The sequence below is a fragment of the uncultured Campylobacter sp. genome (assembly GCF_937981295.1).
Lineage (GTDB): Bacteria > Campylobacterota > Campylobacteria > Campylobacterales > Campylobacteraceae > Campylobacter_B.
The window spans coordinates 65,760-88,962 of the sequence record NZ_CALJPC010000095.1 but is presented as its reverse complement, the minus strand read 5'-3'; the positions used below and the strand labels follow the sequence as shown (position 1 = coordinate 88,962).

22 protein-coding genes are annotated in these 23,203 nt (G+C 47.6%); 7 read left to right on the top strand and 15 right to left on the bottom strand.

Annotated features, from left to right (window positions below):
* Nucleotides 1-1,996: molybdopterin-dependent oxidoreductase (locus Q0135_RS10265; protein ID WP_297990253.1), on the top strand; the 1,996-nt coding region annotated here is incomplete at its 5' end.
* Between the two features lie 294 nt (nucleotides 1,997-2,290).
* Here the strand turns inward: Q0135_RS10265 and Q0135_RS10260 are convergent.
* The 9 genes from Q0135_RS10260 to Q0135_RS10220 all read right to left on the bottom strand — a co-directional run bounded on the left by Q0135_RS10260 (nucleotide 2,291) and on the right by Q0135_RS10220 (nucleotide 12,203).
* Nucleotides 2,291-3,103 (bottom strand): hypothetical protein, encoded by an 813-nt coding sequence (locus Q0135_RS10260; RefSeq protein WP_297990251.1) that lies wholly within the window; start codon nucleotides 3,101-3,103, stop codon nucleotides 2,291-2,293.
* Nucleotides 3,104-3,294: 191 nt separating this feature from the next.
* The gene (locus Q0135_RS10255) at nucleotides 3,295-4,608 is read right to left on the bottom strand and encodes a sodium-dependent transporter (RefSeq protein WP_297990249.1); all 1,314 of its coding nucleotides are present in this window, start codon (nucleotides 4,606-4,608) and stop codon (nucleotides 3,295-3,297) included.
* A 637-nt stretch (nucleotides 4,609-5,245) separates the two neighbouring features.
* Nucleotides 5,246-6,559 carry a hemolysin family protein gene (locus Q0135_RS10250; RefSeq protein ID WP_297945686.1) on the bottom strand — a complete coding sequence of 438 codons (1,314 nt, stop codon included), beginning with the start codon at nucleotides 6,557-6,559 and terminating at the stop codon, nucleotides 5,246-5,248.
* A 321-nt stretch (nucleotides 6,560-6,880) separates the two neighbouring features.
* A complete protein-coding gene (locus tag Q0135_RS10245) occupies nucleotides 6,881-7,690 on the bottom strand; it encodes a M48 family metallopeptidase (protein ID WP_177386661.1) in 810 nt (269 codons plus the stop codon).
* Nucleotides 7,691-8,813: 1,123 nt separating this feature from the next.
* Nucleotides 8,814-10,073: a hypothetical protein gene (locus Q0135_RS10240; RefSeq protein WP_297990248.1), complete on the bottom strand. Its 1,260-nt coding sequence runs from the start codon at nucleotides 10,071-10,073 to the stop codon at nucleotides 8,814-8,816.
* Nucleotides 10,074-10,081: 8 nt separating this feature from the next.
* Nucleotides 10,082-10,342 (bottom strand): DUF493 domain-containing protein, encoded by a 261-nt coding sequence (locus tag Q0135_RS10235; RefSeq protein WP_297961700.1) that lies wholly within the window; start codon nucleotides 10,340-10,342, stop codon nucleotides 10,082-10,084.
* On the bottom strand, nucleotides 10,320-10,790 hold the full coding sequence (gene moaC / locus Q0135_RS10230) for a cyclic pyranopterin monophosphate synthase MoaC (protein ID WP_297990246.1): 471 nt from the start codon (nucleotides 10,788-10,790) through the stop codon (nucleotides 10,320-10,322). The genes Q0135_RS10235 and moaC overlap by 23 nt, the downstream gene beginning before the upstream one ends.
* A 603-nt stretch (nucleotides 10,791-11,393) precedes the next feature.
* Nucleotides 11,394-11,840 (bottom strand): hypothetical protein, encoded by a 447-nt coding sequence (locus tag Q0135_RS10225; RefSeq protein WP_297990245.1) that lies wholly within the window; start codon nucleotides 11,838-11,840, stop codon nucleotides 11,394-11,396.
* The gene (locus Q0135_RS10220) at nucleotides 11,841-12,203 is read right to left on the bottom strand and encodes a YegP family protein (protein WP_297896536.1); all 363 of its coding nucleotides are present in this window, start codon (nucleotides 12,201-12,203) and stop codon (nucleotides 11,841-11,843) included.
* A 116-nt stretch (nucleotides 12,204-12,319) separates the two neighbouring features.
* On the opposite strand from Q0135_RS10220, the gene Q0135_RS10215 reads away from it, so the two are divergent.
* The gene (locus tag Q0135_RS10215; protein ID WP_297942224.1) at nucleotides 12,320-12,799 is read left to right on the top strand and encodes a hypothetical protein; all 480 of its coding nucleotides are present in this window, start codon (nucleotides 12,320-12,322) and stop codon (nucleotides 12,797-12,799) included.
* Nucleotides 12,800-13,027: 228 nt separating this feature from the next.
* Here Q0135_RS10215 and Q0135_RS10210 read toward each other — a convergent pair whose 3' ends face one another.
* Nucleotides 13,028-13,153: a hypothetical protein gene (locus Q0135_RS10210; RefSeq protein WP_297990243.1), complete on the bottom strand. Its 126-nt coding sequence runs from the start codon at nucleotides 13,151-13,153 to the stop codon at nucleotides 13,028-13,030.
* Between the two features lie 70 nt (nucleotides 13,154-13,223).
* On the opposite strand from Q0135_RS10210, the gene Q0135_RS10205 reads away from it, so the two are divergent.
* From Q0135_RS10205 to Q0135_RS10190, 4 genes are all read left to right on the top strand, one after another.
* The gene (locus Q0135_RS10205; RefSeq protein WP_297990242.1) at nucleotides 13,224-14,066 is read left to right on the top strand and encodes a DUF3737 family protein; all 843 of its coding nucleotides are present in this window, start codon (nucleotides 13,224-13,226) and stop codon (nucleotides 14,064-14,066) included.
* 1 nt (nucleotide 14,067) lies between these two features.
* Nucleotides 14,068-15,261 carry a MalY/PatB family protein gene (locus Q0135_RS10200; protein WP_297990240.1) on the top strand — a complete coding sequence of 398 codons (1,194 nt, stop codon included), beginning with the start codon at nucleotides 14,068-14,070 and terminating at the stop codon, nucleotides 15,259-15,261.
* Between the two features lie 199 nt (nucleotides 15,262-15,460).
* Nucleotides 15,461-16,846 (top strand): DUF3137 domain-containing protein, encoded by a 1,386-nt coding sequence (locus tag Q0135_RS10195; protein WP_297990238.1) that lies wholly within the window; start codon nucleotides 15,461-15,463, stop codon nucleotides 16,844-16,846.
* Nucleotides 16,843-17,016, top strand: coding sequence for a hypothetical protein (locus Q0135_RS10190; protein WP_297990237.1), 174 nt, complete (start codon nucleotides 16,843-16,845; stop codon nucleotides 17,014-17,016). The genes Q0135_RS10195 and Q0135_RS10190 overlap by 4 nt, the downstream gene beginning before the upstream one ends.
* A 432-nt stretch (nucleotides 17,017-17,448) precedes the next feature.
* Here the strand turns inward: Q0135_RS10190 and Q0135_RS10185 are convergent, their stop codons facing one another.
* The 5 genes from Q0135_RS10185 to Q0135_RS10165 form a co-directional block, all read right to left on the bottom strand.
* Complete coding sequence (locus tag Q0135_RS10185; RefSeq protein WP_297990236.1) at nucleotides 17,449-18,309, bottom strand: cysteine ABC transporter substrate-binding protein; 861 nt, start codon at nucleotides 18,307-18,309, stop codon at nucleotides 17,449-17,451.
* Nucleotides 18,310-18,329: 20 nt separating this feature from the next.
* A complete protein-coding gene (locus Q0135_RS10180) occupies nucleotides 18,330-19,067 on the bottom strand; it encodes an amino acid ABC transporter ATP-binding protein (RefSeq protein WP_297990235.1) in 738 nt (245 codons plus the stop codon).
* Entirely contained in the window at nucleotides 19,067-19,723 is a 657-nt protein-coding gene (locus tag Q0135_RS10175; RefSeq protein WP_297990233.1) for an amino acid ABC transporter permease, read from the bottom strand. Before Q0135_RS10175 ends, Q0135_RS10180 begins: the two co-directional genes overlap by 1 nt.
* Before the next feature lie 2 nt (nucleotides 19,724-19,725).
* Entirely contained in the window at nucleotides 19,726-20,379 is a 654-nt protein-coding gene (locus tag Q0135_RS10170) for an amino acid ABC transporter permease (RefSeq protein ID WP_297921467.1), read from the bottom strand.
* A 166-nt stretch (nucleotides 20,380-20,545) separates the two neighbouring features.
* Nucleotides 20,546-21,892: a DASS family sodium-coupled anion symporter gene (locus tag Q0135_RS10165; RefSeq protein ID WP_297897219.1), complete on the bottom strand. Its 1,347-nt coding sequence runs from the start codon at nucleotides 21,890-21,892 to the stop codon at nucleotides 20,546-20,548.
* A gap of 605 nt (nucleotides 21,893-22,497) precedes the next feature.
* Here Q0135_RS10165 and Q0135_RS10160 point away from each other — a divergent pair.
* The gene (locus tag Q0135_RS10160) at nucleotides 22,498-23,130 is read left to right on the top strand and encodes a hypothetical protein (RefSeq protein WP_297990232.1); all 633 of its coding nucleotides are present in this window, start codon (nucleotides 22,498-22,500) and stop codon (nucleotides 23,128-23,130) included.
* The last annotated feature ends 73 nt before the right edge of the window (nucleotides 23,131-23,203 follow it).

Genomic DNA, 23,203 nt, shown 5'->3' with positions numbered 1-23,203 from the left:
CGATTACTCCACGGGCGCGGCTCAGGTCATCATGCCGCACGTAACGGGTTCAAATCAGGTCTATGAGCAGCAAACCTCGTGGCCCGTAGTGCTTGAAAACTCCAAAGTAGTGGTCTTTTGGGGGCTCAATCCGATCTCTACGCTTCGCGTGGCGTGGACGAGCTCGGACGAGCAGGGATTTAAGTATTTCGAGCAGCTAAAAAACAGCGACAAAGAGATCATCATCATCGATCCGATCAAAACCGTAAGCGGCAAGTATTTCGAGGGCAAGGCGCGATGGATCACCCCTCGCCCGAACACCGACGTGGCGATGATGCTGGGTATGGCGCAGCATCTCTACTCACAGGGCAAGTACGATAAGGAATTTTTACAAAACTACACCGTGGGCTTTGAAAAATTCGTGCCCTACCTTACGGGGCAGAGCGACGGCGTGGCTAAGACGCCAGAGTGGGCCAGTGAAATTTGCGGCATTAGCGCGGACGTGATCAAAGAGCTCGCGATAAAATTTTACGAAAACCGCACGATGATAATGGCGGGTTGGGGTATCCAGCGCGCTCATCACGGCGAGCAGGCGCACTGGATGATCGTAACTTTATGCGCGATGCTAGGACAGATCGGACTTGCCGGAGGCGGTTTCGGCTTTAGCTACCACTACGCTAACGGCGGTGCGCCTACCTGCGCGGGCGGCGTGATCGGCGGAATGAACGCGGCAAGCGTCGGCGTCGTTAAGGACGGCAAATTCCTAGGGCTTGCGCAGGATCAGAAGCAAGGCGGCGAAGCTACTCAAGCGTGGCTTGTAAATACGGCGAAGGTTGCCTTTCCTCTAGCTCGCATCGCAGACGCACTGCTAAATCCGGGCAAAACGATCGACGCAAACGGCGCAAAGATCACCTATCCTCAGATCGACTTCATCTACTGGGTCGGCGGAAATCCTATCGTGCACCATCAAGACACCAACACCAACATCAAGGCTTGGCGCAAGCCGCGCACCATCGTAGTGAATGAAATTTACTGGACGCCGACTGCGAAGATGGCAGACATCGTGTTTCCGACCACAACTCAGTATGAGCGCAACGACATCACGATGAGCGGAGACTACTCCAATATGCATATAATCCCGATGAAGCAGGTCGTCGCCAAGCAGCACGGCGCGAAGGACGATTATCAAATTTTTACCGACCTTTGCAAGGCTTACGCAGACGGGCTTGCCGAGGTTTATACGGACGGCGGCAAAACGGAGATGGATTGGATCAAAGAATTTTACGAAGGAGCGGGAAGCGCCGTGAACGCAAACACCGCTTTGGGAATACAGATGCCGAGCTTTGAGCAGTGGTGGGAGAAAAACGAGCCGACGGAATTTTACGAAACGCCAGAGAGTGCTGCGTACGTGACATTTGAGGATTTTAGAAATGATCCCGTTTTGGAGGCTTTGGGAACGCCTAGCGGATTAATTGAAATTTACTCCGATACGATCGCTGCGATGAACTACAAAGACTGCGGCGCGCATCCGATGTGGTTCGAGCCCGTCGAGTGGCTCGGGATGAAGGATAAGCCCGCGAAATTTCACCTGCTTAGCATTCATCCGTATGACCGCTTGCATTCGCAGCAGAGCAATACCTCAAATCGCAAGAGATACGCCGTCGCAGATCGAGAGCCGGTACTAATAAATACCGAGGACGCTAAAGAGCTCGGCATAAAGCAGGGCGATCTGGTGCGCGTGTATAACGCTCGCGGCGAAATTTTAGCAGGTGCGAACGTAAGCGATGACATAATGCGCGGCGTGGTGCAGATCTTTGAAGGCGCGTGGTACGATCCTAACGCCGATGGGCTTTGCAAAAACGGAAATCCGAACGTGCTTACGATCGACCTGCCTACGAGCGAGCTTGCCAACGGCAATATCTCCCATACGGCGTTAGTAAATATCGAGCTTTATAAACACAAGGCGGGCGAGGATATTAAACTAACCGCATTTATGCCGCCTAAAGGGGCGAAGTAGGGATTGGAAGCGGTCTGGGGTTTAGGGCGAGGCTCTATCCTCAGATCGCCGAGGATTTGCTGCGGCGACGGGTCGGATCGATTGGCTTGCCGCAGCTTTACGGCTGTGATGGGCTGAGGTTAAATTCTGAATTGCCCAAAGCTTTTCTACCTTGGCGACGGGCTGAGTGAATTTTACCCGCCATAGCTTTGTGAATGCGGCAAGCCAGAGGAGCGGCGAGCGGTATTCGTCTCGCTGCCCCACTCCGCCCTATTTACTCGTGAAATTTAACGGCTTGCCGTTTGAACTAGAATTTCAATCCAAACTAAAAAACCGCCTAAGCTTCCATTTAAAATTTTTCTTCGGAATTTGCGTATCGCTAAAATCGTCGCTGTAAATTTCGTTTTTATCGGTGAAATAGCCGCTATTTTGAGCCTGCGGTATAAAGTCGGTCCGATCTTCTATTTTTACGTTTAGCGCCTTGAAATATTGCGGCAGCTCATAATACTCTTTTGTAGATACGGCATTTATTAAAAAGTAATTTCTGTTGTTAAATTTAACGACAAAATTTCTTTTTAACAGCCAAAGGGGCTCCGAGCTCTTTTTGAGCTTGTAAATTTTATACGGCAGAGCAAATATTAAATATAGCATTAGATGCTTTATATAAAGAGCAAGTTTGCCTATATGAACGCCTATGCTTGAATATCTATATAACTCATACGAGCTTAAATAATGGAACCTGCCGTAAGAGTTTTCTAGTTCGCATACTACGCAGAAATGAACGCTAGATATATTTGCGGACGGATCGGGGGCTATTTTGGTTTCGGAAATTATGCTATCTTTCATATCTATATTTTCGACGTAGCGGATCAGGCTGTTTGAAAAATAAAAATAGCTCGGATTTTTAGAAAAATTTTGCTCCGCCGAAATTCTTAGCCGTATGAAAGAATATGTCACAAAAATTAAAGAAACGGTACCGAAAGCGCTAAATTTTCCCGTAGTGCCAGTCGTAATCAGATCATAACCCAAAAGCGAAAAACCCAATATGCAAGTAAATATGCTCCAGGAAAATACATGATAGACGGTGTAATCGTTTATGATCAATGGCTCTTTATCGTAATCTCTCATAAATCCCCTATTTTGTAAAATTTTGGCACGTTATAACGCTTTATTCTCATAACGTATTAAAATTTAAAGTCGTTTTGACCATTTAAATTTTTAAGTTCGTTATTAGGTAGAATTTTAAAATTCTACCCTATTTCGCCTTCTTTGCCGTATCTTGCCAGTCGTTGCATTTTCATAAATGCAACGCGATGAGTTTAAAACGAAATATGCATATTAAGCGCGATTATGCATAAAAGTAGCGCCAGCGGGACATAGACAAAGCGCCCGATATCATACCAGAGCTTGCCGCGAACCCTCTCTGCGCCCAGATTGATCTCATCTAAAATTTCATTCCGCTTAATCACCCAAAACCACGATATTGCGCCGATTACAGCCCCAATCGGAATGATATAAATTGATACGAAATCCATCCACGGACCCCATGAGCTTATCGCTTCCATACCAAGGCCCGCACCCAGGCAGATCGCGCACAATAGCGCAAGCGTGAAGGCGCGGCTTAGCCTTGGAAACTTATGCATTAGCGATTCGGCGACTACTTCGAACATATTTTGAAGCGATGAAATTCCACCAAAAATCACGGCGGTAAATAAAATCACCGCAAAGATTCTACCACCTGCCATATTTTGCAAAATTTTAGGCAGAGTTACAAAAAGTAGCTTAGGCCCCGCCGCAGGATCCATTCCATAAGCAAATACTGCAGGGATCATCACTAGCGCAGCTACCATCGCGGCTAGCGTGTCAAATAGCGCGGTATTTTTTGCCGCAGATACGACGTCTTCGTCCTTGGATAGATACGCGCCATAGACGATCATCCCTGAGCCCGTAATCGATAGCGAGAAAAATGCCTGTCCCATCGCAGAAATCCAAACCATCGGATCTGCTAGCTTAGTAAAATCGGCGCCAAAAAGAAAGGCATATCCGCCTGTAGCGCCTTGCAGCGTCGCGACCCTAACCGCCAAAATCGCAAATAGCACGAAAAATAGCGGCATCATAATTTTATTCGTTTTTTCGATGCTTTTGGCGCCGAAAAACAGCGTCAGCAACGTGCCTGCGACGATTATACAGTGATAAGGCACCACGGAGTAGGGCGTCAGGGCAAAAGAGTTGAACCACGTATCGGTATTTTCGCTCATTAGCGAGCCGTCTATGGCTTGAACTAGCGCCTTTAAAACGTAGGCGATGATGACGGCATAGCCCACTGCGATACACATCGAACCGGCAAGTGGCAACCAGCCGATAACCTTACCGATAGCGCCAAGTCCGCGGCTTTTCCACGCGTATTCGTATGAGCCCAGCGTGCCTGTTTTGGCGCGGCGACCGATCGCGTATTCGGCGCTTAGGCCTACGTATGAAAACAGCGCTACGAAAAAAACGTAGATTATCAAGAATGCGCCGCCGCCGTTCGTGCCGAGTTTGTAAGGGAAGCCCCAGACATTTGCCATACCTACAGCAGAGCCCACGCAAGCGATGATAAAGGCCCAACGCGATGAGAATTTGTGTTTTGTCATAAAGCCATCCGTGCGAAAAATTTTCGTTATGGTAGCAAAAAGGAATTTAAGATTTATTTATGCGGAATTTTAAGGCGTGCCGACTTGATTACTTAGGAATTTTTAGAATTTAAAATTGCGAAGTTTTAAAGTAAGATTGGTGAAATTTTATGATTAAAATCAATAGAGTTAACTCTGCGATTACTGCGCAGCAAAATTTTATCTTTAATAATTTTAGAATTTTACGCTTAGGCTTTGGATTTAAAATTCGCTTGGCCTGGGCTTACAGAGGGCTTACTATTTAAGTTAGGCGAGAAATTTAGATCAATTAGAATTTTAAAATTCCGCAAAATTTTAAAATCTACGATCTCGCAAAATTTGAAACAGGCTTATCAAGAAATTGTATCTAGCGCCGCTCTGGCAGAATTTTCGCGGTAGAATTTCGCCTTTCGTTTACAGCGCGCAGAAGGTTTATAAATAGCACTTTTGTAAATCCTACAGGGCGCGGGCATTCCTCTGTCCGCTATTAGGGCATCTATGTGGTAGCAGCAAAAAATTTTTACCCGATATGAGAATTAGCCGCGTCGCAAGCGGCAACGCGCTTGAAATTTCCGGCACGCAGCATCACAGAGCGAATTTTATTAACCCATATTTTGGCTTAGTTATTTTTCTCCGCTTCTTCGTTTTCTTGCGGTTGCGCAACTACTTTTTTGATCGCTTTTACGAGCGAAACTCTTGTGCCATCCATTCGCAGCACTTCGTAGTCGCAGTTTTCATCGCTTATTTTATCGCCGATTTCAGGTAGGCTGCCGAAGAGATTAAAGACGTAGCCGCCGATCGTTAGCTGCTCGGTCTCCTCGTCGAAGTCGATACCCATCACCTCCTCGACGCCTTCGATCTCGAAGCGGCCTCTAAACTCAAAGGTGTTCTCGTCGATACGTTTGAAATTTTGCGCATTCGCGTCGTGCTCGTCGTTGATGTCGCCAAAAATTTCTTCTATTATATCTTCCATCGTCAAAAATCCCGCCGTGCCGCCGTATTCGTCGATGACGAGCGCGGCAAAAATGCGCTGCTTATTCATCATAGGTAAAATTTTAGAGATCGGGCTGTTTTCAGGCACGATGATGAGCTTGCGCACGATCTTATCGAAGCTTTTATCTCCCTTTTGCTGGATGATGTCGCGGATGTGGATGAGACCTAGGACGTTATCTTTGCTGCCGTCGATATACGGGAAGCGCGTAAATTTCGACTGCAATACGGTTGCATAGTTTTCATCGTAGCTTTTTTGCTTATTTAGGCAAACTAGATCGCGCCTCGGCGTCATTATCTCTTTGGCGACCGTGTCGCTGAAATCGACAGCGTTTTTGATGATCTCGGTCTCTAGGCTATCGAGTACGCCGCCTTTTAGGCTCTCGCTTGCGATGATTTTGATCTCCTCGTCCGAAAGCGCAAGCTCGCTCTCTTTAGCGGGCTTTACGCCGATGATTTTAAGTGAGACGGCAGCGATGAAGTCAAATGCCTTGATGATCGGAAAAAACATAATCCAAAAAATATGAAGCGGTCTGGAGATAAAAAGCACGATCTTCTCGGTTTTAGCAATAGCGATGGATTTTGGCACTAGCTCGCCGAGTACGACATGAAATAACGTAACGAGCGTAAAAGATATGACGAAGGCGATCGTATGCGCCGCCGCTCCGCCGCCTATGCCGATGGATCTTAGCGGCAGCTCAATCAGTCTCGATACTGCTGGCTCACCGATCCAGCCGAGGGCGAGCGAGCTTATCGTAATGCCTAGCTGAGTGGCGCTGAGGTAGGTGTCAAGGGAGTTTGAAATTTTAAAAGCGAGCTTTGCGTTTGGAATTTTATCCTTGATAAGCTCTTCGAGGCGAGACTTTCTTACTTTGACGATTGAGAATTCCGAAAGAACGAAAAAAGCATTCATAAAGATGAATACAAAAGCTAAAACTAACATTAAAACCGAACTGTCCGTGTCCAAATTTCTTATCCTTTGAAATTTAAAAATGAATATTTATGATTATATCTAAAAACGCTTTAAAATCCAAAAGGCGTGGAAAATGCCTCGCGCCCGTGCGTAGAATTTTGCGGTAATTTAAAATTTCGCGCTGCGGCAGGCCTTTGTCGCGGCGAGATTCTATCGCGATAGAGCTTTGGCGCGGCGGCGGATAATCCTAGCGCTGTGCGCAAGCCCATTGAGAAATTTAAATGCGACGATAAAACCTGCTACTTAAAAAACCTCAGCGCGCAAACTCTTGCGAAATTTTAAATCGCAAGACTATCTATTTCTTGTGGCGGCCTCGTAAAGCGGCAAGACTTTCGGCATCACTTCTTTTAGATCGGCGATACGATCGTCGTTTGAAGGGTGCGTGGACATAAATTTAAGTGGATGGCTCTCGTTTAGCTTATTCATCTTCTCCCAGACGTTTATCGCCGCCCTCGGATCGTATCCTGCGCGCGCCATCAGCTCAACGCCCATCAGATCGGCCTCCGTCTCATGCGTGCGCGAAAACGGCAGCGTGAATGTGTACTGCGCCGCCATGTTCAAAGCTGCTGAGCCCAGATCTCCAAGCCCTGCTGCAGAGCTTGCTACGGCGATACCGACATCTTTCATCTGTTCAGTCGAGGCTCGCTCGCGGCTGTGTTCGCGCAGTGCGTGCGACATCTCGTGCCCCAAAATAGCAGCTAGCTCGGCATCGGTAAGCTTAAGCTTTTCGATGATGCCCGTATATACGACGATGCGACCGCCAGGCATACACCAAGCATTGATTGTAGGGTCGTTGATGACGTTTACCTGCCAGTTCCATTTCAGTGCGTCTTTGCGAAATGCGCCGACTTGAGCGATTAGGCGCTTCGAGATGCCTCTAACGCGATCAGTTAGCTTTTTATCAGTATTTAGGACGTGCTTGGCGTTTGCTTGGGCGGTAATCTGCCTGTAGGCAAGCGCGGCACTTTGATCCATTTCAGCTTCGCTTACGGTGATGAATTGCGAGCGGTCGATGCCTACGGCGCCGCCTTGCGTGGTACTCGCGCAGCCGGTAAAAATCATCATCGCAGCAAAGGATATTAAAAGAGCTAATTTTTTCATCTTTTCTCCTTGGAATTTTGCGGCGATTTTAGCGAAATTTGATTAAATTTTTAGAATTTTATTTTGGATTGCCGGATTTTGTGAGCGCGATCTATTTGGAATTTGTCGTGAAATTTAAGGACGGCCGTCGCCTTTAAAATAGAATTGGGCTTTGTAATTTAGCGATAAAATTTAGCGGTGATTTCGCAGAATTTTATCGCGGCGTAAGCGAGGCATTGCTATGTGAAAGTAGTGGATTTATCCAAATCCAAGTGCTACGTTGTATAAATAAGGCGCCTCTGCGCCCAAATAAAGGCAGGGGGGGGGTGGGTACAGCTTTTAAATTTGTGTAGCGTAGACTGCGATAAATGTGGCAGAATTTTATTTACACCAGGCGCTCGGTTTGGGCAGATAAGAGCAATTTGAAATTTGCGCAATCAAATCGTGCGATAAAATGGGCTCGGATGTCGCTATGATTTGAGGTGAGTCGCGCTAATCTTTTGCGGTACATAAATTTTTAATTACTAATTTGGTAAAAGCCAATGCGCCGCATCTTACGCTGCAGTGAAAATGATCACAGAAATGCCAAACGCCAAGACGCCTTTTCGTAGAATTTATCTCGCGAAATTTCATTTGCGCGCGTCGGGATAAAATTTCAAACTGCAAGCCGTACCGTATCATTTTGGATGGAATTTTAAAATTTTACGCGTTTAGAATTTTAAAATTCTGCTACGCAAATTTACGCGATGAAATTTCAAGCTTAAAAATCCGCACCGTTTTTGGAATTTTATATATGCTCTGACAGCTATAAAATTTTACACTTAGAATTTTATCACTGCGGCAAGATTTGGTTGGACCGGGGTCTCGCATCGCCGTAGGATTTTTGGCGGCACGGAATTTTGCAGCGCGCATCTAAATTTAGTTATGCAAAATTCGTAAAATTCTTTATCGGCATGAAATTTTACAGCGCCGTTAAAGCGCATAAAGAATTCTGCGCAGGCCTCGCAAACTCTAACGAAAGCTCCTTTCTTTTAGGGCACGCGAGCTTTAAGGCATGCTAGTATAGGCATGTGAGTAAATTTTGCAGCGCAAAGCAGCGAGCGCCGAGTGTTTGTCGCTAGGATTTTGCGCCTGCGGCGCCCATTTAATCCTTTTTAGACTTTAGCTTGGCGATCGTTTCTTTTGCTGCCTCGTAAGCCTTGGCGCTCATCTCGCGCGCTCTTTCGCTTACGTTTTTAGCGACGTCGGAGCTTTTTAGCTCGGCAAATTTTTGACTCATCTTCTTTTCAAACTCGCTAAGCTCTTTTTTGATTGCGTCGAGCTTCTCGTCCAGATCGAGGTTTTCGATGATTTTGGCGCTTTTTTGGCTTAGCTCTTGAGTGATTTCGCGCGCCTTGGCGCTTGCCTTTTTTGCGCGCTCGCCAAGCTCTATTTCGCCGATTTTGATGCTTAGCTGCTCGGCAAGATCGCTTGAAATTTTTCTAAATTTAGCCAAATAGCCTCCGAATTCTTCATCGGCGATCTTGGCGATTTCGCTTTTAGCGGGCTCCTCCGAGCTTGCGACCGCATCGCTTAAAACCGCGCTAAATAGCTCGCTCATCTGCGAAATTTGAAGCCTTTCGTTTTCTAAGCTCTGTGCGTCGCTTGCTGGCGAGAAACTTAGCTCGTCGCGGTATCTTTCGGCGGCTTTGTTTATGCCGTCGTAGCAGCCTAAAATCGCGCCTCTAATCAGCGCAGAGGCTGTATTTTTGCTCTCGTTTGCGACGAAAATCGCGCGATTTATGATGATTTTTGAAATTTCTTTTGTACGGAATTTCGTAAATTCCCCATCTCCTATAGCCGAAAATGCGATGTTTTTCGCCGTCTCGTGCGCGGTGTCCTCGATGTCGGTGCCGCTTTCTAGCACGCTTATGAAGGCTAGCTCGCTCGCTTCTTTCAGCACGTCCGCAAGTGGTAATTTGCTCGCAATCGCTCGCTGTAGCGCCACGCCTATGCGCTCTTTTGCTTCTGTTTCGCTTGCGTTTTGCAGCGCGGTATCCAGATCGTCGTAGCTGCGCAGAACTAGGGTTTTAATCGCCTTTTGCTTACAAGCGATCTTTTTGCGCAGATCGTCGTAATCGTAGATGAGTTTGTAAAGAGCCTGCTCGTCCTCGTCGCACAGCGCCTTTTTTACCCCTTCGATTAGCGCTTCGGAGGCGGCGTCTTTTAGCGCTCCTATTTCGTTAAGCTCGGCGGCAAAGCTTAAAACTAGCTCGGCGCTTTTAGCGCTTTTTGCATCTTCGCTTAGTCCGCGTAGAGCCTTTAAGCTCTGTTCAAAGGCTAAATTTTGCACGCAGACCGCCAGCTCGGCTTGTGAAATTTGCGCGAGATCGGCGCCGAATTTTTCTATCAGTTTTTCCTTCATATCCTCTCCTACAGTATGTATTTAAAATGAGCCTTTAAGCGCTCGAAAATTTCGTTTCGATGCAAGTCGTCTTTAACGAAAACGCTTACGTTGAAGCTCATATATTTGCCGCCGTTTGAAAAGCGCGAAAAGTCTATTTTGTAATTTTCGCCCTTTAAAATTTCATCGATCTGCTCGCGCTTTTGGGTGCTTGCGTCCAGGATAATTTTATATTCCCAAAAGAGCGGATAGTCGATTTTTGGCTTTTCAGCTCCTAGTATACACGCCACTTTTGCCTCCTTCTTTGCGTTGCAGCACGATGTCGGTAATCTGCATCGATTTATCTATCGCTTTTAGCATATCGTAAATCGTCAGTAGTCCCACGCTCACGCCCGTTAGCGCTTCCATCTCGACGCCCGTTTTGCCCGTGATTTTTACAGTTACGAAAAGCTTAAATGCGCACTCGCTCGCAAGCTCCTCAATATCGGTTTTAATCGAAGTAATCGTAAGCGGATGAGTCATTGGTATTAGCTCGCTCGTCTTTTTAGCGCCCATTATCGCGGCAACGACGGCAGTTTGAAGCACGGGACCTTTTTTGGCCGTGTTTTGCTTGACGGCGGCAAAGGCCTCCGCGCTCATACGGATGATGCCGCTAGCGGTGGCTACGCGCTCGCTCTCGTCCTTGGCGCCGACATCTACCATGCGCGGCATATTGTTTTCGTCGATATGTGTAAGCATAAAATTCCTTGCATTTTTTGGCGGGATTATAGCAGAATTTCGGGCATAAAAAAAGCCCGAGCTTTTAAACTCGGGCTTCATACAAAAAGGAGGTTTTATCTTGTCGGACAAAGACGATTATACTACCTAAACAGTAAATAGAAATAAAATATATCCTTTTTAGGCGAACTCTTTCACGCTTAATTTATAGCCGTTTTTAAAATTTTGATGAAATTTGACTATATGCTTTGACGCACTGCGTGGAGATTTGAATGGGTAGCGAAATGAAACGGAGCCGAAGAGCGACTAAATTTAAAGCGGACGTTAAAGAGCAAAGATAAAATTTAAAGCAGTTTGTGGTTATTTTGGCTCAATATGGACGATCAGAAGAGTGGAGCAGAGTGCTATGTCGCGGCAGCATAAATAAAATGCTACAAAGAAGCGGCTTAAATTTAAACACCGTCTTGTTCTAATTTAAGCTCGTTTTGCCTAAGTCCAAGGCATCGCGCGCGCAATGCAGTATAAATTTAAACCGTTAAACGGTGCAGGCACGGATTAAAATAGCGCGCGCAAATTTAAACATCGTCGCGCAAAATCCGGCCTGCGTTTGAAATTTAGCCTCGTTTAAATTTTAAACGTTTTTAGCAGGCTGCCTAAATTTAGCCCCTTACCTTCGCCGTTTGCGCCGCCTCCTAAAAGATCGCCCAAAAAGCTGCTTGCGTCGTTGATATCGACTTTGCCGTCGCCGTTTAGGTCGAGCTTGGCGCTTGCGATTTTACCGATCAGCGCGCTAAAATCCACACCTTTGCTATCGACGGCGTTTGCTTGTACGTCCTCGCCGCCGCCCAAAAGTCCGCCCAGCATTGAGCCTAGCGAGCTAGATCCGCCGCTTTCGTTTTTGCTTAAAAAATTTGAACTGATGCCCGCAATTATCGCATTTATCTGATCGTCTGGCAGATCCACGCCTAAAAATTTCTCGATAAACGCGACCGGACCGCTTTGAAATTCTCTTAAATTTTTATCGTCGCTTTTAAGCGCAGAGACCATATTTACAAGTCCGTTTATGTCCATTTACGCCTCCTTGATCTTGGCTTTTGGGGCCTGTTTTACGATAAGCTCTATTACTTTTAGGGCGTCCGCTTTGGCTTCAAAATCCTTGCTAACGGCGATGATCTGCCCGTTGCTAGCCGTTAGGCGGAAGCGAACCTTGCCGGCTTTATCGGTATAGAGCTCAAATTTCGGATTGTTTAGCTTCTCGCCGCCTGCGATTTGATCCTCGATCTTATTTAGCGCGGCATTTTTTACGACGCTTTCGATACCGTTTTTGCAAGCGGCCTTGCTCGTGTAAACCTCCGAAGTACATAGCACGTGTCCGTCATAGAGTAGATCGAATTTGCAGCCGTCCTTAGCGTCTTTGATTAAAAACTCAGCCATTTTTCATCCTTTCGTAGAAGATATCGTTATTTTAGCTAAAATTTTAATAAATATTTTTAATAGGCGCGGAATTTTCTGCTAAAATTGCGCACAAATTTCATTTACAAAGGATCATAATGATAAAGGCTCTACGTTTTAGCTTGATTTTCGCCGCTACTTTAGGATTTAGCGCGGATGAGAGCGATGCATTATTTAAGGACATAAGGACGCGTCTGGGCTGCAATCTAGCCGCACAGGACTGCGAGACTAACGCGGGCGGGCAGAAGGCGCTTTTTAGCGTGGCGCGCCATCCGATCGAAGCGGGAGCAAACGAGCTAAAAATAAGCGGAATTTCGCGTGAGCTGAAAAATCCGAGCGTTAAAATTTCGGGCGTGAGTATGAATATGGGCAATGCGGAATTCCCGCTAAAGCGCAGTGCAGACGGCTATGAAGCGACGCTTGACGTTGCAGTATGCACGCACGCCGTAATGCGCTACAAACTTGAAATTTACGAGGATGGCGAGCCTAGCGGGCTTTTTGTGTATTTTGATCTGCGAAAGCGTGCTACAGATCGAGACCGCGGCGAAGATATTCACTTGCATCACCACGAGCATTAGACGCGCCCCGTTTGTGCGCGGGGTAAAATTTACGCTTCTTTGAGACGTCTGCTAAAATTTACATGCTGCTCGGAGAAAATTTTATAAATTTTAAAGCGCCGCTCGCGATAAATTTTATGTATCTTTCGAGCGACACGCGTCGCGAGCAGATACAGATGCCTGCGTAAATACGCGGCTAGCCGTGGCTACCTGACGCGCTTATGGGCATTTTGCACGTACACCATTGACTTATAGGCGCGCGGCTATTTGCCGCGCATTCACCGCATATGTTTCGTAACCACTACCGAGGCACATCAAATTTAGCCCCTCGCCGCCTTTAAATTTTAAAATTTTTAAAATTCGCTTGCGTTTCATACGCCTAATCTATGCGGAATTTTGAAATTCCTTGTATAATCTGAAGCAAATTTTAAATCTAAGGAAAGCCATGCAAATATTAAAACAAAAGCACTTTAGCGGCGAGCGCGCGCTGTTCGGCGCAAAGGATCTGCGGATCGAAAATTCCGTCTTCGGCGAGGGCGAGTCGCCGCTAAAACACAGCGCAAATATCGTCGCGCAAAACTGTAAATTTGAGTGGAAATATCCGTTTTGGTACGCCGAAAATATCCGCGCGCAGGACTGCTTATTCGACGAGGTCGCGCGCGCAGGGATCTGGTATAGCCGCGGCGTAGTGCTAAAAGACTGCCTCTACGGCGCGCCCAAGGGGCTTCGCCGCGTAAAAGACGCCGCGCTTCAAAACGTGGAATTCCACGACGCGCAGGAGACCTTGTGGCACTGCAGCGACGTCATGCTAAAAAACGTCACCGCAAAGGGCGCGTATTTCGGGCTTGATTGCGAAGGCTTAAGCATCGAAAATCTATCGCTCTTCGGAGATTACTGCTTTGACGGCTGTAGAAACGTAACGATCAAAAACTCCAAGCTCCTCTCCAAGGACGCGTTTTGGAACTGCGAAAATATCCTTATCGAGGACTGCTTTATCGCGGGCGAGTACTTCGGGTGGAATTCCAAAAACGTAACGCTACGAAACTGCAAGATCGAGAGCCTGCAGGGCTTTTGCTATATACAAAATTTACGCTTGCAAGACTGCGAGCTTATAAATACGACGCTAGCGTTTGAATACAGCGACGTCCGTGCCGAGGTAAAAGGCGCGATCGATAGCGTCAAAAATCCGAGCAGCGGGCTAATCCGCGCGGCAAGCATCGGCGAGCTGATCCTAGACGGCGCAACGGACGCGTCTAAAACTGAAATTATTACTGAATTAAGGGCGTAAGATGGGACTTTTTGATTTTATAAGTGGCAAGGAGAAATACGACTTCGACACTCTGCCAAACCGCCGCGGCACGAAGTCGCTTAAATGGGACGTAGGCGAGAATGAGCTTCCGATGTGGGTCGCGGACATGGACTTTGCCGTAGCGCCCGAGATCATCGAGGCTCTGCAAAAGCGGCTAAATGAGCGGGTTTTGGGCTATTCGCTTGTGGATGATGAATGGCGCAGCGCGTATCAAGGCTGGTGGCTCGCGCGACACGATTATGAAATCCAAAAGGAGTGGTTGATCTATGCAAATGGCACGCTGCCTGCGATCGATTCGATCATCCGCAAGCTCACCTCGCCCGCCGAAAACGTGCTGCTGATGAGCCCGGTTTATAACTGCTTTTACTACTGCATCAAAAACGCCGCCCGCGTGCCGTTGCAAAACGAGCTTGCCTACGCTAACGGCGATTATAGCATTGATTGGGAGGATTTACAGGCTAAGCTCGCCGATCCGCAGACGACGCTTTTTATCCTTTGCAATCCGCACAATCCGGTCGGCCGCACCTTTAGCAGAGACGATCTTACCCGTATCGGCGAGCTGTGCGAAAAGCACGGCGTGACGGTGCTTAGCGATGAGGTGCATTGCGATCTGACTGAGCCCGGCGTGCGTTACACGCCATTTGCTGCCGCGAGCGAGACGTGCGAGAAAATTTCAGCCTCCATAATCGCGCCAACCAAGGCGTTTAACATCGCGGGGCTGCAAAGTGCGGCGGTCTTTGCAGCAGATAAGCGCTTGCGTCATAAAATTTCAAAGGCGCTAAATTCCGACGACATCGCCGAGCCGAATTTTTTTGGCGTCCAAGGAGCGATCGCCGCATTTACGAAGGGTGCGCCGTGGTTGGACGCGCTGCGCGAATACCTCAGCGAAAATCGTAAATTCGCGGCGGAATTTATTGCGCGTGAGCTTCCGCAGGTGCATGTCGTGCCGCAAGACGCGACCTATCTGATGTGGCTTGATGCGGGCGCTTACACGCAGGATAGCGCGGAGCTTGCGCGCTTCATCCGCGAAAAAACGGGGCTGTATCTCTCCTGCGGCGCGCAATACGGCAAGGGCGGCGAGAAATTTTTGCGCCTAAATATCGCGACCTCTAGGGCGCTGCTAAAAGATGGGCTAGGGCGGCTGAAAGGGGCGCTAAAGATTTGTCCGCATTAAGCAAGCTGCGGCGCGGCAAGGACGAAATTTAAAATTTATAACGGCTAAATCTAAGACAGGCGCAGTAAATTTTAAAATTTTGCGGCAGGGCGCGAGTTTTGCGCTAAATTTAGCGGCGATCAGGCGGCGGTGCGCGGTTAAATTTAAACATTTGCGCGACAAATGAACCGGCGCTTAAATGCGCTACAGAAGGCGGATTATGGATAGAAACGGCGATTTAGAGGAGCTTTACCTGCTTGAAAAACGGCGCGAAAAGCTCTCGCGCATTAGTAAGCTCGTCTCATTTTTGATAACCCTGCTGCTACTCGGACTTTACGTGTTTTTGAATACCAGGGCAGAGCTCGTCTCGTTTGATACAAACTGGCTTATAATCGCGCTTTTCATAATCTTTCCCCTCTTAAACGGGCTGCTCTACCGCCTATTTTACAGCCTAAGTTTTGGCAAAAACGGCGGCACGCAGCGCGCAAATTTTGATAAATTTAGTGGCTTTGATACGACGCAAAATACAGGCGCGCTAGGGCAGGGCGCGGCGCAAGATGGGCAAATTTTAAGTACCGATACAAACGAGGGGCGGGTATTAAAAGCTGAAGCGGGCGAGGGCGGTAGCTACGAAAGCAGTGATAGCCGCGAGAGCGCTATTTACGAGAGGTTTGAGCCCAAAGCTGCCGAAAGAGAAGGCAGGGGCGAGAAAGACGGCGAGACCCAGTCAAAATTTAACTTTCTAGCCGATCTGCAGAGCCTGGAGGATGAGCGCGCGGCGCTGAAAAAAGCGGTGAAAAAGGCCAACATCATCGCCGCTATCGTAGGGACCTGCGTGGGCGCACTAGTGGCGCGCTTTTGGGGCGAAGTGGCGGTCGGCGTATTTTTCGGTATCTCCGTTTATGGCATAGTAGGCGCTCTTTTGACGGCGAGCAAAAGACGGAATTTCAGATCAAATTTTAAAAGCAGGATCGTCGCGAGCATCGCAAAAAGCTTCGGGCTTAGCTACGACGAAAGCGGCGGGCTTACAGCGGATGAGTTTTTTGAAATTTACGACTGCTATATAAACGAGCAATCGAGCGAGGATATGATGAGCGGGGAGGTGCAGGGCGTGCCAGTGAGGTTTAGCGACTTTTACGCCGCCGAAAAGGTGCGCACCAAAAACGGCACTCGCACCGATGTAAAATTTCAAGGAGTGCTTTTCGTCGCGGACTTTCACAAAAGGCTTAACTGCGAGGTGCGGGTGTGCCACAAAAACTCGCGAAATCTGCGCAGATACGGGCAGCGAGCGAATATGGACGATGTGAAATTTGAGGAGTTTTTTGACGTCTATACGACCGATCAGGTGGGTGCCAGATACGCTCTTACGCCGCTTTTGATGCAGCGACTGACGGAGGTTTATCTAAGGCTGGGCTCGCAGATAAACGCGGTGCTAAGGGAGGATAAAATTTACGTGGCGATCGAGACCTGGCGCGATAATTTCGAGCCTAGAATCGACTGCTCGCTAAAGCAGGACGCCACGATAGCGCTTTACGTAGATGAGATCGGCGCGCTTGTTGATATCGTGAGCGAGCTAAATTTGAACCGCAAAATTTGGAGCGAATGAGGTGGGCGGCGGCGCAGTGGAATATGGTAGAGGCGGTTGCTGCATACGGTTCTGGCGATACACAGATATGCAGACAAAGCGCGCGGGATCGTAGGCTTAGCGGCACAGATGCGCTGTGTAGCTGGGCGTGGAAATGGATGCGTTGCGCGGCTTATGCGTTTGGCTCTTAAATCGGTACGGAAAATTTAGCCCGCGTGGAAATTTACAAGTCGTTTTGAGTCGATAAATTTTATAAATTCTCGCTCGGTTTAACGATCGGTCGCTCGCGATTTATCACTGCTCGTGCGATATAAATTTTTATCGCACGAGCAGTTTGTATTAGAATTCTACTGTCGCTTGAAATTTTACGCCGCCGCGTGCGACTTAAAATTTGCCGCGACGACCCGCGCTAGGCTGCGTTTTGGCTCGGCTAAATTTACTCGGCGGCAATTCGCCGTGCGGAAGCAAAACTTTGCCGCTAGATCGATAAATTTAGCTAGCTTATAGAAGCGCTCGCCGCCTATGGGCGTTTACAGCCGCCGTTTCGGTAAAGTTACGGCGGGCTCGTCACTGCAAGGTCGCAGGGCTCAATTGCCCTGCTAAACTAGACGGCAAATCTAAATTTATAGCTTCCCGCCCTCGATTACGACGTCATCAGCCTTGATGTCGTCGCCGTATACCGGCGCTAGCGTCGCGTCGTAGTCGGCGTGGAAAAATTTCTCGTCCGCGAGCTTTACGATTAGATCGTCAAGCCACTTGCGAAGCTCATCGTTGCCCTTTTTGACCGCAGGCGCGATGACGTCCTGATCGCCGAGCGAGCGGATGCCTACCTTAAAGCCAGGGTTTGACTTCGTCCACGCAAACAAAAGCGTATTATCATGCGCGATCGCATCGCCTCTGCCGTCCAGCATCGCACCGAAAGTCTCAGTATTTTGGTCAAATTTTAAAAGCTTGATCTCGGGATGGTTTTTCGTAAAATACAGATCTGCGGTCGTGCCTTTGTTGATTAAAAGCGTTTTGTCCTTAAGCTGCGAAACGTCGGTGATATCGCCATTCGGGCTCGCGACGCCGAGAGCTACCTTCATATACGGCAGCGCGAAATCCACGACCTCTTTGCGCTCCGGCGTGACGGTAAAATTTGCAAGCGTGATATCGACCTTATCCGACGCTAAAAATTCCGCGCGATTAGCCGCCTCTACGAGCACGAACTGCACCTTGCTCTCATCACCTAAGAGCTCCTTTGCGATGCGTTTTGCAAAATACACATCATATCCCGCGTTTTTGCCCGTCTCGTCAATGTAGCCAAACGGCGGCTTATCGCCGAAAACGGCGATCCTCACTACACCGCGTTTTTTAACTCCGTCTATATAGCTTTGCGGAGCGGCGGAACCTTGTGCGGAATTTGAGGAGCCTTTGCCCTCGTCGTTGCAACCTGCGAAAAATAACGCAACTAAGATAAAAAGCGTGCTTAGCGTTTTTTTCATCTTTTCTCCTTTATTAAAATTTATTTTTTAAATTCGAACATATTTAGAAATTTCTTCGCACGCTCGCTCTTCGGAGCGGTAAAGAACGCCTCCGGCTCGTTAATCTCGACGACGCTTCCCTCGTCCATAAAAACTATGCGATCGGCTACGGCGCGCGCAAAGCCCATCTCGTGCGTTACGATTAGCATCGTCTGCCCCTCTTTGGCAAGATTTAGCATTACGTCGAGCACCTCGCGCACGATCTCGGGATCAAGAGCTGCGGTAACCTCGTCAAAAAGCATGATCTTGGGCTTCATCACCAGGCTTCGTACGATTGCGATGCGCTGTTTCTGCCCGCCGCTAAGCTCTTTGGGGTAGGAGTTTTCCTTATCCGCAAGACCTACGATCTTTAGCCATTCGCGAGCTAGAGCTATCGCCTCCTCTTTCGGGACGTTTTGCACCTTCATCGGGCCCAGGATTATGTTATGTAGCACGCTAAGATGATCGAAAAGCTCGTAGCTTTGAAATACCATGCCGATCTTTTGTCTGATCCTGCGCCACTCTTTGAAATTTTGATCGATCCGTTCGCCTTCGATTATAAAATTTCCGCTTTGTACCGGCTCTAAGCCGTTGATCGTGCGAAGTAGGGTGCTTTTACCGCAGCCGCTAGGACCTAGGATCACAACGACTTCGCCCTGCGCGACGCTAAGGCTGACGTCCTTTAGCGCGTGCAGCTTGCCGTAAAATTTATTGATTTTATCGATTTTTAAAATTTCCATCAGCTCCACCTATTTTCTAATTTTTTCGAAAGCGCCGAGATAGGGTAGCAGATCAAAAAATATACGAAGAATATCGCTCCGTAGATGATTAGTGGCGCGTAATTGTCGCGGAAGACATTTACTTCGATGATCTGCTGTCCGACCTTGACGAGCTCGATGACGCCGATTAGCACGGCGATCGAGGTTGTTTTTATCATCCTGCTGAATAAATTTATCGTCGCGGGCACCAGGCGCCTCATCGCAAGCGGCAGGATCACGTAGAGATAAATTTGAGATCTGCTAAATGCGAGCGCTTCGGCGCTTTCGAACTGATGCTTAGGGATGCTAAGCACGGCGCCACGCACTAGATCCATCATCTCAAAAACACCCCAGACGCTAAAGACGATGATCGAAGCCGCGATATTTGAGATGTGGATGCCAAATGCCTTGCTCGCACCGAAATACACGATGAATAGCCAAACGATAGGCGGCATGATACGTACGATCTCTAGGCAAATTTTAAGCGGGATGTATAAAGCTCTACGCCCAGAGGCCATTAAAATTCCAAGTACCAAGCCTAGTACGAGCGAAACCGCGATCGAGATGAGCGCGATTTGCAGCGTGACCCCAAGTCCGCCAAGAAGCCTGATTAAATTTTCGCCGCCGAATAGTTCCATCGCTAGCCTCTCATATACGCAAGGCGCTTTTCAAGCAGCGTAAGTGCGAGCGAAAGCGGCAGGATTATGATCAGATACGAAACGCTTAGCATAAACAGTGCCTCGTTCGTCTTGTAATACAGCCCGATCACGTCCTTTGCGGCATAAACGAGATCGGCGAGTGCGACGATGCTAACGATCGAGGTTTCTTTGAGTAGGAATATGATATTTGCGCTGATGGAGGGCAGGGCGATCGCAAAGGCACGCGGCAGCACGACGTAAAACACTATCTGTGCTTCGCTAAGGCCTAGGCTCATCGCGCTTTCGATCTGGGATTTTTTTATCGCCTCAAAACCGAGCCTAAAGCTCTCGCTCATATAGCTTCCGCCCAAAAACGCAAGCCCTACGATCGCGCAGGTAAAGCCCGAAATTTGAACGCCGAGCTTCGGCAGGCCGTAGTATAGAAAAAATAGCTGAATTAAAAGCGGAGTGTTGCGAGATAGCTCGATATATGCGCTCACAAGCGGGCTTAGCAGAGGTACTCTTTTATATTTTATTAGCGTGCAGATAAAGCCGATGATGATGGATAGTAAAATCCCGTAAAATGCGAGCTTTAGCGTTAAAATTCCCGCCTTTACGAACATAGGGCTAAATTTAGCTATAAAATCAAAATCCATAAATTCTTCTTTCTGTAAAATATGCATATTATACAGATAACTGATTAAAATAGTATTAAATCAGAATTTTTTTATAAAGATTCCGAAAATTTAGGAGTTTAAAAATATATCTTATAAATATATTTAGTCCGAGCAGATACCCGGACTATAGAATTTTGACGGAATTTTACGAGTAAAAAATATACGCGTAGCCGGAAACTAAAATCGCGGAAACCACTGCTAAAATTCCGCCACTCCGCACCATTTCCGCCTGGCGAATGCGTCCCGTTCCAAAAACCAAAGCATTCGGCGGCGTCGCTACCGGCATTACGAAAGCGCAGCTCGCGCCTACGCCTATGATGATCGTAAGAGTTTCTTTCGGTAGCCCCATTTGAGCCGCTACTCCCGCAAATACTGGTACTAAAAGTGCAGCGGAGGCGGTATTGCTGGTAAATTCCGTAAGGCAGATGATGAAAACCGCTGTTACTAAAAGTACGATGTAAGTAGGCGCTCCACCGAAAGTGTGCGCGACTAGATCGCCAAGCACCTTAGAAGCTCCGGAATCGCCTAAAACCGCACTTAGCGTAAGTCCGCCGCCGAAAAGCAACAGCACGCCCCACTCGGTGTTTTCGGCGATGTCGTGCCATTTGGCAAGCCCTAGTATGACGATTACGACTGCCGAGCAGATCGCGACGTAAGCATCGTCCACTTTAAAGCCCACAAGGGCTGAAATTTGTTTCGAAAATATCCAGCCAAGCGCCGTTAGAGCAAATACGACGATAGTAATAATGCGCTCGCGCGTCCAAGGGATATGCTCCAGATCCATCTCTATTTTATGGCTTAAATTCGGCTTGAAAATTATATAAAGCACCACAAGCATTATCGGTAGCATCACGCACATTAGCGGCAAACCTACCTTCATCCAGTCCGCGAAGCTGTAGTGCAAGGCTTGAGCCACGATTAAATTTGGCGGAGATCCTACGAGCGTGCCCAGACCTCCGATGCTTGCAGAATACGCGATGCCTAAAAGCAAAAACACGAGCGTGCCGCGATCTTTGCTCTCGTCCATGTTGGCGCAAATTCCAAGCGCGATCGGAAGCATCATAGCAGCAGTTGCGGTATTTGAAACCCACATCGAAAGGATTGCCGTAGCAAGGCAGATTAAAATCGCAGCTACACCCAAGCGACCGCCTGCGCGGGCGATTAGCCACATCGCGATCTTTTTATCGAGCTTTTGCATATGCAGAGCCGTTGCCAGAGCAAAACCGCCGAAAAAGGTAAAGATCGTAGGGTTTGCAAAATTTGCAAGCGTGCTTTTGATGGTGGCAGCTGTGAAAGTGCCATCTTTGGCGAATTTGCCAAGTCCGATAGCTACCGCAAGCACCGGCACCATAAGCGCGGTTACCGTGATATGCACGGCCTCTGTAAGCCACATAATCGCGATAAAAGCAAGTAACGCAAGGCCTTTTTTGACATTAGGCTCAAATGGTAGCGCGGCATATAGCGCAAAGCCCACAGCAGCGGCAATCGCCATAATGATGACACCACGCTTAGGAAACGGCACGGTGTCGGTTAGCCTGTCTAAACCCAGCTCGTCTACGTCTGAGTCCAGTGGTCCTTGCAAGCGGGAGTTGCGTAACTCCACTTTGTGTTCTTCCATAGATACTCCTTTTTTGGATTTGGCTTATGATACAAAAATGAGGCGGGAATTTTATAAATTCCAAATCAAATCGTCTTAAATTTTTAAAAGTGCAGTTACTATCGGTAACACGGCACTTATCTCATGTGTAAATTTTAAATTATACATAAAAACGAACAACTAAGTAAGCGCTTTAAATTTCATCACAGATTATTTTTTAATGACACCCGACATTAAATTTGCTAACTGCTCAAGGGAGGCGGCGTAGAATTTCGTCGAATTCCGTGCTGGCAATCGAGATAAAATTTTATCCAAGGCGAGTGAGATAAAATTCCAAGTCTTGCCGCAAAATTCATCGGAATTTCAAAAAAAGGATATTATAATCAGCAAATTTTAAACGAGCCCGTAAGCGAACCCGGCGGAATGCTTAAGGACGGCAAGCGGTGAAATAGCAAAAGCGGCGGCGGAAAGCCCGAAATTATAAATTATAAGGAGAAAATGTGAAAAACAAAATTTTAATCGCGGCGTTTGCCGCTGCGGTATGCGTGAGTTCAAGCTTTGGCGAGGGGATATTTTTAGGTATCGAGGGAGATTATTCTTTTAAATCCAGCATCACTACTAAATGGTCTGACGAGGACGATTCTGGCACGAATAAAGATAATAAGGGTCAGGCTGCGCTCGGCTTTAAAGGCGGCTATGATTTTGGTATAGCTAGGGCGTACGGCGAGTACTTGTATGATTTCAAAGCTTCGAAAACTGGCACTGACGAGGACATCATATTTAAACACGAGTGGAATAAGCATAGCTTGCTCGTAGGCGGGGATTTTACGCCTGAGATTACGAATGGCTTTAAACTCGTAGCGGGCGCATATACAGGAGTTTCATTTTTGAAATATAAAATTTATTCGTATGACGAATCTGACGGAAGCAGCGATTCGCTTTCAAAGACTCTGCCTGGCTGGGTCATCGGTGCAAGACTAGGCGGGCTATATAGCTTTGATGAGCATAACGAGATCGAGTTTGGCTACAAGGCGGACTATACGAGGTACAAGGCCAGTAAGCTCGGAGAGGATGTAGACAAGGTATATGAGACTAACCATGGAATTTATATAGGGTATAATTTTAAATTCTAAAAATTCTAACGTACTAGCGCAGGATGGGGCGAACGAACTCCCGCTCCATCCATTTTAAATTCCAAATAATTAT

Excerpts from the sequence above, each read along its gene's own strand:
- Q0135_RS10190 (WP_297990237.1), top strand. The coding sequence starts at position 16,843 with ATGAGGTGGGCGGCGGCGCAGTGGAATATGGTAGAGGCGGTTGCTGCA.
- Q0135_RS10215 (WP_297942224.1), top strand. The coding sequence starts at position 12,320 with ATGATAAAGGCTCTACGTTTTAGCTTGATTTTCGCCGCTACTTTAGGA.
- Q0135_RS10220 (WP_297896536.1), bottom strand. The coding sequence starts at position 12,203 with ATGGCTGAGTTTTTAATCAAAGACGCTAAGGACGGCTGCAAATTCGAT.
- Q0135_RS10245 (WP_177386661.1), bottom strand. The coding sequence starts at position 7,690 with ATGAAAAAATTAGCTCTTTTAATATCCTTTGCTGCGATGATGATTTTT.
- Q0135_RS10170 (WP_297921467.1), bottom strand. The coding sequence starts at position 20,379 with ATGGATTTTGATTTTATAGCTAAATTTAGCCCTATGTTCGTAAAGGCG.
- Q0135_RS10250 (WP_297945686.1), bottom strand. The coding sequence starts at position 6,559 with ATGTTAGTTTTAGCTTTTGTATTCATCTTTATGAATGCTTTTTTCGTT.
- Q0135_RS10200 (WP_297990240.1), top strand. The coding sequence starts at position 14,068 with ATGGGACTTTTTGATTTTATAAGTGGCAAGGAGAAATACGACTTCGAC.
- Q0135_RS10180 (WP_297990235.1), bottom strand. The coding sequence starts at position 19,067 with ATGGAAATTTTAAAAATCGATAAAATCAATAAATTTTACGGCAAGCTG.
- Q0135_RS10175 (WP_297990233.1), bottom strand. The coding sequence starts at position 19,723 with ATGGAACTATTCGGCGGCGAAAATTTAATCAGGCTTCTTGGCGGACTT.
- Q0135_RS10240 (WP_297990248.1), bottom strand. The coding sequence starts at position 10,073 with ATGAAGGAAAAACTGATAGAAAAATTCGGCGCCGATCTCGCGCAAATT.
- moaC (WP_297990246.1), bottom strand. The coding sequence starts at position 10,790 with ATGCTTACACATATCGACGAAAACAATATGCCGCGCATGGTAGATGTC.
- Q0135_RS10210 (WP_297990243.1), bottom strand. The coding sequence starts at position 13,153 with ATGAAACGCAAGCGAATTTTAAAAATTTTAAAATTTAAAGGCGGCGAG.
- Q0135_RS10165 (WP_297897219.1), bottom strand. The coding sequence starts at position 21,892 with ATGGCGATTGCCGCTGCTGTGGGCTTTGCGCTATATGCCGCGCTACCA.
- Q0135_RS10255 (WP_297990249.1), bottom strand. The coding sequence starts at position 4,608 with ATGACAAAACACAAATTCTCATCGCGTTGGGCCTTTATCATCGCTTGC.
- Q0135_RS10260 (WP_297990251.1), bottom strand. The coding sequence starts at position 3,103 with ATGAGAGATTACGATAAAGAGCCATTGATCATAAACGATTACACCGTC.
- Q0135_RS10225 (WP_297990245.1), bottom strand. The coding sequence starts at position 11,840 with ATGGACATAAACGGACTTGTAAATATGGTCTCTGCGCTTAAAAGCGAC.
- Q0135_RS10195 (WP_297990238.1), top strand. The coding sequence starts at position 15,461 with ATGGATAGAAACGGCGATTTAGAGGAGCTTTACCTGCTTGAAAAACGG.
- Q0135_RS10205 (WP_297990242.1), top strand. The coding sequence starts at position 13,224 with ATGCAAATATTAAAACAAAAGCACTTTAGCGGCGAGCGCGCGCTGTTC.
- Q0135_RS10185 (WP_297990236.1), bottom strand. The coding sequence starts at position 18,309 with ATGAAAAAAACGCTAAGCACGCTTTTTATCTTAGTTGCGTTATTTTTC.